The organism is Solirubrobacter soli DSM 22325 (assembly GCF_000423665.1).
GTDB classification, from domain to species: Bacteria; Actinomycetota; Thermoleophilia; order Solirubrobacterales; family Solirubrobacteraceae; genus Solirubrobacter; species Solirubrobacter soli.
Genome location: NZ_KE384069.1, coordinates 299,588 through 313,025, shown reverse-complemented (window position 1 = coordinate 313,025; position 13,438 = coordinate 299,588). Strand labels below are relative to the sequence as shown.

The 13,438-nt window shown below is 70.9% G+C and carries 11 protein-coding genes and 1 pseudogene; 2 read left to right on the top strand and 10 right to left on the bottom strand.

Annotated elements, in window-relative coordinates:
* From G569_RS59365 to rpsA, 4 genes are all read right to left on the bottom strand, one after another.
* Nucleotides 1-2,007 carry a serine/threonine-protein kinase gene (locus G569_RS59365; protein ID WP_306765265.1) on the bottom strand — a complete coding sequence of 669 codons (2,007 nt, stop codon included), beginning with the start codon at nt 2,005-2,007 and terminating at the stop codon, nt 1-3.
* An 89-nt stretch (nt 2,008-2,096) separates the two neighbouring features.
* Nucleotides 2,097-2,687, bottom strand: coding sequence for a lytic transglycosylase domain-containing protein (locus tag G569_RS0131030; protein WP_064750490.1), 591 nt, complete (start codon nt 2,685-2,687; stop codon nt 2,097-2,099).
* A gap of 74 nt (nt 2,688-2,761) precedes the next feature.
* On the bottom strand, nt 2,762-3,349 hold the full coding sequence (gene coaE / locus G569_RS0131025; RefSeq protein ID WP_028066300.1) for a dephospho-CoA kinase: 588 nt from the start codon (nt 3,347-3,349) through the stop codon (nt 2,762-2,764).
* Nucleotides 3,346-4,734, bottom strand: a complete 1,389-nt coding sequence (gene rpsA, locus G569_RS53040; protein ID WP_037500365.1) for a 30S ribosomal protein S1 — start codon at nt 4,732-4,734, stop codon at nt 3,346-3,348. Before rpsA ends, coaE begins: the two co-directional genes overlap by 4 nt.
* Nucleotides 4,735-4,821: 87 nt before the next feature.
* On the opposite strand from rpsA, the gene G569_RS53035 reads away from it, so the two are divergent.
* A complete protein-coding gene (locus G569_RS53035; RefSeq protein ID WP_053227224.1) occupies nt 4,822-5,997 on the top strand; it encodes an NAD(P)/FAD-dependent oxidoreductase in 1,176 nt (391 codons plus the stop codon).
* A 48-nt stretch (nt 5,998-6,045) separates the two neighbouring features.
* On the opposite strand, the gene G569_RS0131010 is transcribed toward G569_RS53035, so the two are convergent.
* The 6 genes from G569_RS0131010 to polA all read right to left on the bottom strand — a co-directional run bounded on the left by G569_RS0131010 (nt 6,046) and on the right by polA (nt 12,712).
* On the bottom strand, nt 6,046-6,543 hold the full coding sequence (locus tag G569_RS0131010; RefSeq protein WP_028066299.1) for a ferritin-like domain-containing protein: 498 nt from the start codon (nt 6,541-6,543) through the stop codon (nt 6,046-6,048).
* 192 nt (nt 6,544-6,735) lie between these two features.
* The gene (locus G569_RS0131005) at nt 6,736-7,971 is read right to left on the bottom strand and encodes an aminotransferase family protein (protein ID WP_028066298.1); all 1,236 of its coding nucleotides are present in this window, start codon (nt 7,969-7,971) and stop codon (nt 6,736-6,738) included.
* 6 nt (nt 7,972-7,977) lie between these two features.
* Entirely contained in the window at nt 7,978-8,841 is an 864-nt protein-coding gene (locus tag G569_RS0131000) for an alpha/beta hydrolase (RefSeq protein WP_028066297.1), read from the bottom strand.
* The gene (locus G569_RS0130995; protein WP_028066296.1) at nt 8,838-9,641 is read right to left on the bottom strand and encodes an SRPBCC domain-containing protein; all 804 of its coding nucleotides are present in this window, start codon (nt 9,639-9,641) and stop codon (nt 8,838-8,840) included. The genes G569_RS0131000 and G569_RS0130995 overlap by 4 nt, the downstream gene beginning before the upstream one ends.
* Before the next feature lie 33 nt (nt 9,642-9,674).
* Entirely contained in the window at nt 9,675-10,118 is a 444-nt protein-coding gene (locus G569_RS0130990) for a DMT family transporter (RefSeq protein ID WP_037500362.1), read from the bottom strand.
* Nucleotides 10,115-12,712, bottom strand: a complete 2,598-nt coding sequence (gene polA / locus G569_RS0130985) for a DNA polymerase I (RefSeq protein WP_037500359.1) — start codon at nt 12,710-12,712, stop codon at nt 10,115-10,117. Before polA ends, G569_RS0130990 begins: the two co-directional genes overlap by 4 nt.
* Before the next feature lie 283 nt (nt 12,713-12,995).
* Between polA and G569_RS64860 the strand changes: the two are divergent.
* A pseudogene (locus G569_RS64860) lies at nt 12,996-13,438 on the top strand (hypothetical protein); the annotation flags it as partial.

Sequence of the window (13,438 nt, the reverse complement as noted above, 5' to 3'; positions counted from 1 at the left end):
TCAGAAGCCGATCCGGGTGATCGTGTGGTCGCCGTGGTTGGCCACCCAGACGGCGCCGGCGCCGCTCGCGATGCCCAGCGGCTTCTGTCCGACCGCGATCTGTGAGCCGACGACGCGGCCGGTGTTCGGGTCCAGGCGGGTGACGGTGTTGTCGCCGTTGTTGGTCACCCACACGAAGCCGTTGCCGAAGGCCAGCTGGCGCGGGTTCTTGCCCACCTTGGTGGTGCCGACGACCTGCCCGGTCTTGCGGTCCAGGCGGGTGACGGTGTCGTCGCCGGAGTTCGCCACCCAGGCGAAGTTCTCGGTCTCGATCACGCCACGCGGGTCCTTGCCGACCGCGATCGGGGTACCGACGACCTCGGCCGTGGACGGGTCGATGCGGGTGACGGTGTCGTCGCCGTTGTTGGCGACCCACACGGAGCGGCGGCCGACGAAGATGCCCGAGGGCTTGGAGCCGACGCCGATCGGGCTGCCGACCACCGACGGGGTCGCGCGGTCGATCCGGTTGACCGTGTCGTCGTTGACGTTGGCCACCCAGACGAGCTGCTTGCCGAGGCTGATCGCCTCCGGCCGGTCGCCGACCGGGACCTTGGCCGTGGGGACGATCTCGCCCGCGGCCTGGAAGCGGCGCACCGAGTCCGTGCCCGCTCCTGCGAGCCAGACGACGCCCTTGCCGGCCACGACGCCGTCGGGACGGGCGCCGGCGTCGATCGGGTCGCCGATGACCTTGTCGGTCCCGGGGTCGATGACCGAGAGCGTCCCGGCCTCCTGGTTGGCCACGAACACGCGGCCGCCGCTGACCGCGACGCCGTCCGGGCCCTTGCCCACCTTGATCGTCGCGACCGCCTTCGGCTGGCCGGTCGGGGCCGCGGTGGCCTCGGGCGGCGGCGTGGTCGCCGCGGCCGTCGCGGTCGCGGTCGGGGTCGCGATGGCCTTCGCGACGGGCGTGTCGTCGCCCCCGCCGATCACACCGGTCGCCGCCAGCCCGGCCGCGGCGAGGCCGGCGACGAGCACCGCCGGCAGCGCGATGCCGATCGCGACCTTCGTCTTGCGCGACACCTCCGCGTTCCCGGTCGCCGGAGAGGGGTCAGACCCCTTAACAATCCGATTTCGCGCTGAGCGGGGCTTTTTGCCCTTCGACTTTGTTGAGGGGTCTGACCCCCCGGTGAGCGCGGCTTGGGCGGCGCGGCCGAGTTCCCCGGCCGTCTGGTAGCGGTCGTCGGGCTCCTTGGCCATCGCCTTGGCGATGACGCCGTCGAAGGCCGTCAGGCCGTCGAGGCGGGCCTCGGAGACGAGCGGGGGCGGCTCGGAGACGTGCGCGTACATCTTCGCCACGTCCGCGGGCTTGTCGTACGGGATCCGCTTGGTGAGCGTCTGGTAGAGCACGCAGCCGAGCGAGTAGACGTCGGTGCGGGCGTCCATCGCCTCGCCGCGGATCTGCTCGGGAGCGGCGTAGTCGACGCTTCCCACGAACAGGCCGGTCTTGGTCAGCGCGTCCTGGGAGGCGTGCTTGGTCAGGCCGAAGTCGGTGAGGTAGACGTGCTCCTCGGCACCGATCAGGACGTTGGCGGGCTTGACGTCGCGGTGCACGAGGCCGCGCTGGTGGGCCGCGTCGAGCGCGGACGCGACCTGGGCGATGATCCGCACGGCACGGTCGGGGTCCAGCTCCGGCTCGCGGGCGAGCAGGTTGGCCAGGTCGAGGCCCTCGACGTAGCGCATGGCGATGAAGAGGTGCTCCTCGGCCTCGCCGGCCTCATAGACCGGGATCACGTTGGGGTGATCGATGGAGGCCGCGGTCTCCCATTCGCGCTTGAACCGCTCCCGGAAGGAGCGGTCGCCCGCGAAGTTGGCGGCGATCAGCTTGAGCGCCACAGGGCGCCCGAGGGCGACCTGGGTCGCTCTATAGACAATGCCCATGCCGCCACGGCCGGCTTCCGCCTCGATGCGGTAACCGGCGAAGGTGGAGCCGGGCGCGAATGTGGGGGCTGAGGTGTTGATACCCCCCACGACGCACCCGCCGGTGGGCTTATTCCGCGGCCGAGGTCCGTGCCCAGGTCGGATGATCGGGGTGCGGCGGCGGGGATGTCCCCCTGGTGCTACTTCAAGCCGAGCTCGGCCGCGTAATGCTTGCGGTAACCGGCGCGCGCGTTGAGGACCCGGTGCACGTAGTCGCGGGTCTCCTTGAAGGGGATGTGGCTGGCGACCCGGAACTTCTCGCCCTTGGCCGCGGCGATCGCCCGCCACTGGTCGACCTTGCCCTCGCCCGCGTTGTAGGCCGCGAGCGTCAGGATCGTGTTGCCCTTGTACTTGTTGAGCAGGTAGCGCAGGTACCAGGTGCCGTAGCTGATGTTGATCTGCGGCGTCGCCAGGTCGGCGCGGGTGAAGCGCGTGCCGCCGGACTTGCGGGCGATGTAATCGGCGGTCTCGGGCATCAGCTGCATCAGGCCCTTGGCGCCGGCGTGCGACGTCTGGTCGCGGAAGCGCGACTCCGTGTAGATGACGCCCGCGATCAGCGACGCGTCGACGTCCTTCTGGGCCGCCTGCTGGCGGATGATGTCCTCATGGCGCAGCGGGAGCTGGAAGGTCTCCTTGAAGGCGTGGTCGGCCGGGCGGACGAGGCTCAGCACCGCGACGATCACGAGCGCGAGACCCGCGCCCAGCGCGAGACGCCGGCGCAGGACCTGCATGCGGCGCGCACGGGACTTGCCCCGAGAACGGGCCGCGGTCCGGCGTGCGGTTGCCCCAGGAGCGCTCATGACCTTCAAGAAGACAGCTTCGCAAGAACCCCCGACAGCTCCTGCTCCAATTCGCGCAAAGTGCCGGAGTTCTCTACAGCGTACGTGGCACGTGCCGCTTTCTCCGCTTGCGGCAGCTGGCGCGCGGTGCGCTCGTCGAGCGCGGCATGACCACGCGCCCCGGCGCGCTCGGCGCGGATCGCCTCCGGCGCCACGATCGCGATCGTGGCGTCGTACATCCCGTCCAGGCCGGCCTCGAACAGCAGCGGGGTCTCGACCACCAGCGCCCGCGGCGTCTTGGCACCTTCGCGCTCGCGCCACTCGGCCACCCGCGCCCCCACGCGCGGCCAGAGCAGCTGCTCGAGGAAGTGGCGCTCGTCGTCATCGACGAACGCGCTGCGGGCGATCGCGGCGCGATCGACGACACCGCCGGGCGCGACCTGCTCGCCCCAGCGCTCGACCACGGCGGCGATCACGTCAGGATCGGCGTAGAGCTCGTGGACGACCTTGTCGGTGGAGATCACCGACGCCCCGAGGCGCTCCAGTGCCGCAAGCGCCTCGGACTTCCCTGCGCCGATGCCGCCCGTCAGGCCGACGAACGGCGGCGCAGTCACTCTTCTTCGGCGGCGGGAGCCTCGTCCTCGGCCGCGGGAGCCTCGGGCTCGGAGGCGGCTTCCGCCTCCAGGGCCTCCTCGACGGCCTCCGGGACCTCGGCGGCCTCGACCGGCGTGTCCTCGACCGTGATCGACGTCGGCTCGCCCTCGAAGTCCGGGTCCACGGACTCGTAGACCGGCTCGGCGGCGTCCGCTGCGGGCGATTCGCCCTCGACGGCGGCCGGCGCCTCGGCGAAGACGTCCTCGGACAGGCCGAGCTCCGGCATGTCCTCGAGGTCGCCGGCGTCGCCGGTCAGGCCCTCGGTGCGGCGCGGGAGGACCTGGCCCTCGACCCGCTTGATCGACAGCGAGAGCCGGCGGCGCTCGGAGTCGATCTCGAGGATCTTGACCTTGACCTCGTCGCCCGGCTGGACGATCTCGCGCGGGTTCTCGACGTGCTGCTGGGCGAGCTCGGAGATGTGCACGAGCCCTTCCACGCCCTCGAGGATCTCGACGAACGCGCCGAACGCCACGACCTTGGTCACCGCGCCCTCGAGCTCGTCACCCACGTGGTAGGTGTCGACGACCCGCTGCCACGGATCCTCCTGGGTCTGCTTGAGACCGAGGGAGATGCGCTGGCGGTCGCGGTCGATGTCCAGGACCTTGACCTCGACGGTCTGGCCGATCGACAGGACCTCGCTCGGGTGGTTGACGTGCGACCACGAGAGCTCGGAGATGTGGATCAGGCCGTCGATGCCATCAAGGTCCACGAACGCGCCGAAGTCGACGATGTTCGAGATCTGGCCCTCGATGATGAGGCCCGGCTGCAGGCGCTCCAGGATCGCCTGACGCTGCTCCTTGCGCTCCTCCTCGAGGACCGCGCGGCGCGACAGGACGACGTTGTTGCGCGACCGATTAAGCTCTATAACTTTGGTCTGGATTGTCTGACCAAGGTACTCGTCCAGGTTCGGCACCCGGCGGATGTCGACGAGCGAGGCGGGCAGGAAGCCGCGCACGCCCAGGTCGACGATCAGGCCGCCCTTGACGACCTCGATGACCGCGCCGTTGACGGGCTCGCCGGACTCGGCGGCACCCTCGATCTTGCGCCATGCGCGCTCGAAGCGGGCGCGCTTCTTGGACAGGATCAGGCGACCGTCCTGATCCTCCTTGGTGAGGACGAGAGCGTCGACCTCCTCGCCGAGCTCCACCTCCTCATTCGGATCCACCGACTTGCGGATCGAGAGCTCGTTGTTGGGGATGACCCCTTCGCTCTTGTATCCGATGTCGACCAGGACTTCGTCCTTGTCGATCCGTACAACCTTGCCCGTGACGACGTCGCCCTCCTCGAAGGGGACGATGGTGGCGTCGTAGTTCGGGACGATCTGGCCGTCGATTTCCAGGAGCATCCCGTCCGAGCCCTCGACGACGCGGGCTTCAGGGATGGCAGGGGGAGTGAGCGTGGCTTCCATTAGCAGCCGGATACTGTAGCGAGAATGCCTGTACGAGCCACGAAGCGCGGGGCCGCCCGCGTACCCTTTCCGACCGGCGCCGACGCGGATGTCCTGATCTGCGGCGCCTCGTTCGCCGGTCTGACGGTCGCGCGCGAGCTGCGCTCGACCGGCGCTCGCGTGCTCGTCCTGGATCGCTACGAGATCGGCGAGCGGCAGACGTCGGCCTGCGCGGCCCCCACGGAATGGCTCCGGAACATGGGTCTGGAGGCCTCGATCCGGCAGACGTTCGACTCGCTGCTCGTCCACACGCCGCAGGTGGAGCGCGCCCGCTGGCCGCTCCCCTTTACGTTCTCGACCTTTGATTACCGCCAGCTGTGCGATCTGCTCTGGGAGCAAGCGGGCGATGCGGAGTTCGAGACGGCGAAGGTCATTGACCGGACGGGCCTGGAGGTGCGTACGGATCGCGGCACCGTCACCGCCCCGCTGATCGTCGATGCACTCGGCTGGCGGCGGGTGCTCGGGCCAGGAGACAACTTCCAGCCCCCCGACGGGCCGCTGTCGCGCGGGCTGGAGGTCCACCCCGCCGGAGTCGGCTCCGACCTGGAGCTGTGGATCGACCCGCGCTACGTCGACGCCGGCTACGGCTGGTCGTTCCCCGCGCGCGACGAGCTGCGGATCGGCGTCGGCTCGTTCGACCCGCACGACCCCGTCAAGCAGCCGACGCTGCGGCTCGTCGAGGACGTCCAGCAGGAGCCGGACGGCTACCAGGGCAACTGGATCCCGCACCGCATCCGCCCCGCGGTCGAGGACGGCGTGTTCTTCGCGGGCGACAGCGCGGGCCACTGCCTGCCACTGACGGCCGAGGGCATCCGCACGGCGTTCTACTTCGGGATCGCCCTGGGGCGCGAGCTGCGCGCCGTCGTCGAGGGTCGCCAGGATCGCGCCGCCGCGCTGAAGCGCTACGGCGCCTTCAGCGGCTCGCACCGCTGGAAGTACGAGGCGATCTACGCCGCGCAGCAGTCGATCAGGCACCTCCACGGCCGCCCGCTCGACACGCTCACGCGGATCTTCGCGCGGCGCAAGATCTCCACCTGGGCGTTCCAGCACTACCTGGAGATCGCGCCGCCGCAGTACGCCGTGCCCGCGCCCCCGGTCCCCCTGTCTCGCCCTGCGGGCTCGCCACCGCTCGACCTCGAGTCGAGCGAGGCTGCCGCGTAGCGGCTTGCGCCTCGCTCGCGGACCGCGAGCGCGCAGGCGGCGTGAGGACTACTCGAACTCGGAGAGGTAGCGCTCGAACGTGCGCAGGTGGTTCTCCTCGTCGCGGAGGATCTCGATCACCATGTCCTGCGTGCCCCAGTCGACGCCGTCGCAGGCCTCGATGATCCGGGTGTAGTGCTCGATCGCGCCGGCCTCGGCCTCGATCACGCCCTTGATCACGGTCGCGACGTCGGTCGGGTCCTCGAGCGGCTGCAGGTAGCTCTGCTCGGCGGTGAAGTCCATCGAGCCGGGCGGGGTGCCGTAGAGGTCCTTGATGCGGTTCGCGAAGGCCTTGGCGTGGCCGAGCTCCTCGGTCACGTCGGCGGCGAGCGCCTCGGCGATCTCCTCGGCACGGATCCCGTCGAGGTGGGCGGACTGGGCGAGATAGGACATCACGGTCTCCATCTCCATCCAGTACGCGCGTGTCAGGAGCGCGACGATCTCCTCACGCTTGGCGCTGTTCTGGTCCGCGAGAATGCCCGCGGAAGCGTGTCGTGTGGTCGGCATGTGCCACGACGCTACCCCGTTCGGCGGCGCACCAACGGGCAAAGCGGCCTTCTGGCGTGTCCAACCACGCGTAGAAGTCGCGTTCGAACCGGAGCCAGCGACGAGCGCGGAAACCGGCCAGTGGAAAGTCCATCGGTTCTTCGGTGGCCCTCATTAGGTGGGCCTAATTTATCACGACCGCTGCGGTAGGGATTACCGAGCCGCTACATGGTCCAACCCGGCCTCGATCGCCTTGGCGACGAGGTCGATGTGCTCCTGCTCGCAGATCAACGGCGGGGAGACGGCAACGCCGCCCAGGAGCGGGCGGACCAGGACGCCGGCCTTGCGCGCGCCCGCGGCCAGCGTCGCGACGGCGCTCGGCTCCTTGACGCCGACCGCGGCCAGGAAGCCGATCCCGCCGCGGACCTCGCTTGCCGCCTCATGGTCGGCGAGCGGCTTCAGCGCCTCGTAGAGCGGCGTCTCGAGGTCCTGCCCGCGGCGGATGATGTCCTCGCTCTCGTAGATGTCGAGCGTCGCGTTGGCGGCCGCGCAGACCGACGGGTGGCCCGCGTAGGTCGCGCCGTGGCGGAACATCGGGCCGCCGGGCGCCTCGAAGTACGGCGCCGAGATCTCCTCGTCGACCACGACCCCGCCGAGCGGCAGGTAGCCGCTGGTCACGCCCTTGGCGAAGGTGATCATCGCCGGCTTGACGTCGGGCCAGCGCTCGACGCCGAACCACGTGCCGAGGCGGCCGAAGCCGCAGATCACGGCGTCGATGACGAACAGGATCCCGTGCTCGGCGCAGAGGTCGGCCGCGCCCTGGATGTAGCCGTCGGCGGGCGGGAAGACGCCGCCGGCGCCGATCACCGGCTCGCAGAAGAACGCGGCGACCTTGTCCGGGCCGACGCGGCGGATCTCCTCCTCCAGCGCGGGCAGCGAGTCGTGCGGCACGCTGGAGATCTGCGGGACCAGCGGACCCCAGTTGGTCACGTTGGCCTCGATGCCGCCGAGCGAGGTCCCGAAGCCGTGCGTGCCGTGGTAGCCCTGCGTGCGGCTGATCAGGTGCACGCGCTCGGGCTGGCCCTGGTTGACGAAGTGGCGCCGCGCGAGCTTGGCGGCGACCTCGATCGAGTCGCCTCCGCCGGACGTCAGGAAGACCTTGGCGTTGGGGAACGGCGCGTGGCCGGCCAGCCGCTCACAAAGGGTGATGGCCTGGCGGTTGGAGACGTCGGCGAACGTGTGGTACGCCTCGATCCGCTTCATCTGGGCGGCGACCGCGTCCGCGATCTCGGTCCGGCCGTGGCCGAGGTTGGCGTACCAGAGCGAAGCGGTGCCGTCGAGGTAGCGGGTGCCCGCCTCGTCGAAGACCCACGGACCCTCGCCGCGGTCGATGATGAACTCGTCGCGCGAGACCGCGCCCATGTCGGCGAAGGGATGCCAGAAGGCCATGGCGCGTCAACCTAGCGCGGAGCGGACCGCCGCGCCCGCCTCGCGCACGGCCGCGCGGGAGATCGCCTTGGTCTGCCAGCGCCAGAAGCCGTGGATCGCGCCCTCGACACGGTTGACGGTCACCGGCACGCCCGCTTCCCGCAGGGCGTGGGCGTACGCCTCGCCCTCGTCGCGCAGGACGTCGTGGCTCGCCGTGAGGATGTACGCGGGCGGGAGTCCCCCGAGGTCCGTCGCGCGCAGTGGGGACGCATCGGGGTCGAGGCCGTCGGCGCCGTCGAGATAGAGGTTCCAGAAGCGCCGCATCGCGGCCGCCGTCAGCCCGTAGCGCTCATCCAGCTCGCGGTAGCTCGGCGTGTTCAGGCCCGCGTCCGTGACTGGGTAGATCAGCAGTTGGAGCTTCAGGCGCGCTTTGAGGCGGCGCGCGACGACCGCGGCGAGGTTGCCGCCGGCGCTGTCGCCGGCGACGACGTCGGCGTCGACCGCGCGCGTGGCGTTGATCGCGTCTTCCAGCGCCGCGGGGAACGGGTGCTCGGGCGCGAGCCGGTAGTCGATGTTCACGACCCGCGCGCGGCTCTCGTTCGCCAGGGCCCGGCAGACGGCGTCGACGGACTCGAGGTTGCCCAGGACCCAGCCGCCGCCGTGCAGGTAGGCGAGCGTGCCGCGGGCTTGGTCGGGCGTGTAGACGCGGACCTTCACCCCCGCCACCTCGTCGTCGGCGACGTGCGCGACCGCGGGCCCCTCCCCCGCGAGGTGCTCGGTCTCGGACAGGTGCGCCGCGCGCGCCTGCTCCACCGGCACCTCGTGGGCGGGCGGGCCGTCGAGCGCCGCCCAGCCGTCGAGGACCGCTTGGAGCTCGGCGTCCAGGCTCAACGCTTGACGATGCGAATCAGGATCAGCAGCGCGACGACGCCGGCGGCGATCGGCGCGAGACGCTTGAGGACCGCGTCGCGGCTCGCCTCGCCGAGATCGAGCACGTCGTCGGTCGGGCGCGGCTTCGGCGGCTCCGTGGTCGGGGTGCCCGAGGACGCGGACGGCGGCTCCGTGGCGGCGGCCGACGAGACGCCGGACGACGCGCCCGGCGTGGTCGCCGTGCTCTCGGCGGGCGCCGGCGCGTCGCCGGTCGCAGCCGCCGCCGGGGCCTCGACGGTGGCCGAGGCCTCGCCGGGCGTCTCGCCGGTCTCGGCCGCGGGCGGGGCCGCGTCCGTCGTCTCCACGTCCGGGCTTTCCTGCATCTGCGCGGCGAGGCAGTCGGCGAAGCGGGTCATCAGCTTGGCCGAGACGTCCTGCATCACACCGCGGCCGAACTGGGCGGCCGGGCCGGTCACGCGCATGTCGGTGACGACGGTGATCTTCGTCCCGTCGGCGACTTCCTCCATCGTCGAGGTGATCGTCGCCGCCGCGGTGCCCTGGCCGCGCGCGTCCTTCGCCTGCGCGCGCATGGCCACCGTGTGATTGGCCTCGTCGGCCTCCTGGATCCTGACCGTGCCCTTGTAGGCGGCGGTGATCGGGCCGATCTTGATCTTCATCTGGCCCTTGTACTCGCCCTCCTCGCCCCGGTCGGGCTCGACCGTGGCTCCGGGCAGGCAGGGCGCGACGCGGGGGACGTCGAGGAGGATGGCCCACGCCTGGTCGATCGACGCGGGGACGGTGAACTCGTTCTCCAACTTCATCTCGCGGTCCTCCTCGGTTTCAGGTGCGTGAGGTTAGTCGGCCACGATCAGCCACGTCCCCGCGGCCACCAACGCGACGCCCGCGAGCTTCGCGAGCGTGATCGGGGACTTGTCTACCCCGAGCCAGCCGAAGTGATCGATCGCGAGCGCCGCCGCGAACTGGCCGGCCAGCGTGACGACGCTCAGGCCGGTGACGCCGAGCGCGCGGACCGTCCAGACGATGGAGCCCACGTAGAGCGCACCGACGATCCCGCCGCCGATCAGGACGTGCAGCGGCGGCTTGCCGATGTCCTTCAAGCCCGCGAGCTCACCGGCGATCACCGTGAGGCCCAGCAGGCAGAGGAAGCTCGTGCCGAGCGCGATCGTCGTCGCCGGCAGGCCGCCCACGTAGCGCCCGAGCTGCGAGTTCAGGGGCGCCTGAGCGGCGACCGCGGCGCCGATCGCGAGCGCGGCGACGACAGCTGTGTCGCGCGTCACTTGGCCTTGAGCCAGTTCTCGCCGACGCCGGCGTCGACCACCAGCGGCGGGTCGATGTCGGCCGCGCCGACCATCTCGCGGATCACGATCTCCTCCGCCTGGAGCATCTCCTCCGGCGGGCCCTCGAACAGCAGCTCGTCGTGGATCTGGAGGATCGTTCTGGTTTTGAGCCCGGCCTCGGCCAGCGCGTTGTGGCAGTTGACCATCGCGATCTTGATGATGTCCGCCGCGGTGCCCTGGATCGGCGTGTTGACGGCGAGCCTGCGGCCGAAGCTGCGCATCTGCCAGTCGCGGGCGCGGATCTCGGGGATCTGGCGGCGACGGCCGAAGAGCGTGCTCACGTAACCGTGCTGCTCGGCCTGCTCGACCGCGTCCTTCATGTACTGCGCGACCGCCGGGAAGCGCTCCAGGTACCGGTCGATGAACGCCTGCGCCTCGTCCTGCGGGATCTGCAGGCGGTCGGCGAGGCCGAACGCGGAGAGGCCGTAGACGATGCCGTAGTTGACCATCTTGGCCTTGGAGCGCATGCCGACGTCGAGCTCCTCCGGCGGCAGCTCGAAGACGAACGAGGCGGTCTCGGTGTGCACGTCCTCGCCGCGGGCGAAGATGTCCTTGAGCACCTGCTCGTTCGCGATGTGCGCGAGGACCCGCAGCTCGACCTGGCTGTAGTCGGCGCTGAGCAGGACATTGCCGGGCTCGGGGATGAAGCAGGCGCGGATCTCGCGACCGGTCTCGGTGCGGATCGGGATGTTCTGCAGGTTCGGGTTGATGCTGGACAGGCGCCCGGTCGCGGCGGTGGTCTGCTCGAACGTCGTGTGCAGGCGGCCGTCGTCGCCGAGCCAGTTCGGCAGCGCGTCGAGGTAGGTCTGGGCGAGCTTGGACAACTCGCGGTAGCGCTCGATCGTGGGGATGATCGGGTGCTCGTCGCGGATCGCCTGCAGCACGCGGGCGTCGGTGCTGTAGCCGGTCTTGCCGCGGCGCTTGCGCGACAGCTTGAGCTTCTCGAACAGGATCTGCCCGAGCTGCTGCGGCGAGCCGATCACGAACTCCTCGCCCGCCAGCTCCCAGACCTGCTTCTCGAGATCGATGACCTCGGCCTTGATCCGGGTCGCGACCTTCTCCAGCGCGGCGGTGTCGAGCTTGATGCCCGCCTTCTCGGTCTCGCGCAGCACGTGGACGAGCGGGAGCTCGACCGTGTTCATCAGCTCGGTCAGCCCGCGTTCCTCGATCTGCGGCCGCTGCTGCTTCGCCAGCTCGTGGATGAGCACGGCGTAGGTGGCGAGCTCATCGCCCGCGTCCGCGCCGATCCCGCGGTCCTCGGCGAGCTCGTCGAGCGGGTAGCCGCGGCGGGCCGGGTCGAGCAGGTAGCCGGCGACCGCGGTGTCGAAGACGAGGTTGGCCGGGACGTCGCCGAGCTGCTTGGCGTCGTGGGTGACCACCGGGCGGTCGCCCACGGCCTGGATCACCAGGCTCGGGTCGTCCGTCTCCCCCGCGAGCGCGATGTTGCCGCCCGCGTACGCCGCGAAGCGCCAGACCGGCTCGCGCGGGATCAGCTCGCCCTCGGGGACCTCCGGCGCCTGCAGGGTGATGACGAGCTCGTCGCCCTTCATGCGCGTGATGTCGGTCGGGTGGCGGGCGAGCCCGGTCTTGACCTGGATCCGGTCGACGTCCTCGGGGCGCGGGATCGACTCGAGGTCGGCGGCCTCGAGGGCCTCCTCGAGTCTTCTCAGCGGGTCGCGGAGCTCCCAGTCGCGGAAGACCGTGCGCAGGTTCGAGCGGTCCGGGACGCGCGTGAACTCGACCTCGAGGTCGATGTCGACCGGGACGTCGCGGACCATCGTCGCCAGCTGCTTGGACATGCGCGCGTTGTCGGCGTGCTCGGTCAGGTTCTGCTTGCGCTTGGCGCCCGTGATGTTGTCGATGTTCGAGAGCACGCCCTCGAGGTCGCCGAACTTCTGCAGCAGGTCCGCGGCGGTCTTGTCGCCGATGCCGGGGACGCCCGGGATGTTGTCCGAGGAGTCGCCCTTGAGGCCGATGAAGTCCGGGACGAGCTCGGGCGGGATGCCGTAGCGCTCGATCACCGCCTCGCGGTCGTAGACCTTCGTGTCGGTCACGCCCCTGGACGTCGACATGATCCGCACGCCGTCGTCCACGAGCTGGTAGGCGTCGCGGTCGCCGGTGACGACCATCACGGGCACGCCGCGCTCCTTGGCCTGCTCGGTGAGGGCGGCGATCACGTCGTCGGCCTCGAAGCCCTCGACGGAGATGTTGCTGTAGCCGAAGGCCTCCACGAGCGGGCGCAGGTGCGGCCACTGGAGCTTGAGCAGGTCCGGGCGGGTGGAGCGCTGGGCCTTGTAGTCGGGGCTGATCTCCTTGCGCCCCGACATCCCCGCATCCCACACGACGACCGTGGGCACCTGCCCGTAGTCCGTGAGGATCTTCACGAGCATGGACGCAAATCCGAAGATCGCGTTCGTGGGGCGTCCGTCGGAGGTCGAGATCGACTCCGGGAGCGCGAAAAACGCGCGATATGCGAGCGAGTTCCCGTCGATCAGGAACAGCTCGCGGGGGGAGTCTCCGTTGCCGGGCGGCATGGTGTGAACGTTAGTAGTCGTCAGGCGGGGAACGAGTGCCGAGTCAGGCGTTTGTGACCGCTATGCTGGCGACGCGGCTTCCCGGTGCTTTGCCGCGCCCGGACGCCCCGCCCTCGCGCGCCCTTCCAACTTCCTGCGATTCGCGGCGCGCCAAGCCAGCAGCCAGAGGTCCAACACCATGACCGAGACGCCCTCTCCCGAGGATAAGAACGAGACCGCCACGACGCCAGAACCGGAAGCCCCGGTGGCGGCCTCCGAAGGGAACGGCGATTCGGCCCCGCCCGTGAGCGTGGAGGACGCGACCGCCGAGGCCGCGGTCGCCGCCGACGCTCCGGCGCTGGACGACGCCGTGGCGCCCGAGGCCGAGACCGTGGAGACGCCCGCCGTCGCCGCCGAGGAGACGAGCGAGCCGGTCGCCTCCGAGGCCCCCGCCCCGGCCGCGTCGGACGAGGCGCCCACCGAGGCCGCGACGAGCGAGCCGGCCGCCGAGGCCGACACGATCGAGACCCCGGCCGTCGAGGCTCCTGCCGCTGAGGCTCCTGCCGCCGAGGCTCCGGCTGCCGAGGCCGCTGCGGCCGAAGCCGCGCCCACCGCCGAGGCCGCGCCCGCCGCTGACGCTCCGGCCGCTGAGGCCGAAGCCGCGCCGGCCGCCGAGGCGCCCGCTGCTGACGCTCCGGCTGCTGAGGCCGCACCGGCCGAGGCCGCGCCCGCTGCCGAGGCGCCCGC

Excerpts from the sequence above, each read along its gene's own strand:
- G569_RS0131030 (WP_064750490.1), bottom strand. The coding sequence starts at position 2,687 with ATGCAGGTCCTGCGCCGGCGTCTCGCGCTGGGCGCGGGTCTCGCGCTC.
- rpsA (WP_037500365.1), bottom strand. The coding sequence starts at position 4,734 with ATGCTCCTGGAAATCGACGGCCAGATCGTCCCGAACTACGACGCCACC.
- G569_RS53035 (WP_053227224.1), top strand. The coding sequence starts at position 4,822 with ATGCCTGTACGAGCCACGAAGCGCGGGGCCGCCCGCGTACCCTTTCCG.
- G569_RS0131010 (WP_028066299.1), bottom strand. The coding sequence starts at position 6,543 with ATGCCGACCACACGACACGCTTCCGCGGGCATTCTCGCGGACCAGAAC.
- G569_RS0131005 (WP_028066298.1), bottom strand. The coding sequence starts at position 7,971 with ATGGCCTTCTGGCATCCCTTCGCCGACATGGGCGCGGTCTCGCGCGAC.
- G569_RS0130995 (WP_028066296.1), bottom strand. The coding sequence starts at position 9,641 with ATGAAGTTGGAGAACGAGTTCACCGTCCCCGCGTCGATCGACCAGGCG.
- polA (WP_037500359.1), bottom strand. The coding sequence starts at position 12,712 with ATGCCGCCCGGCAACGGAGACTCCCCCCGCGAGCTGTTCCTGATCGAC.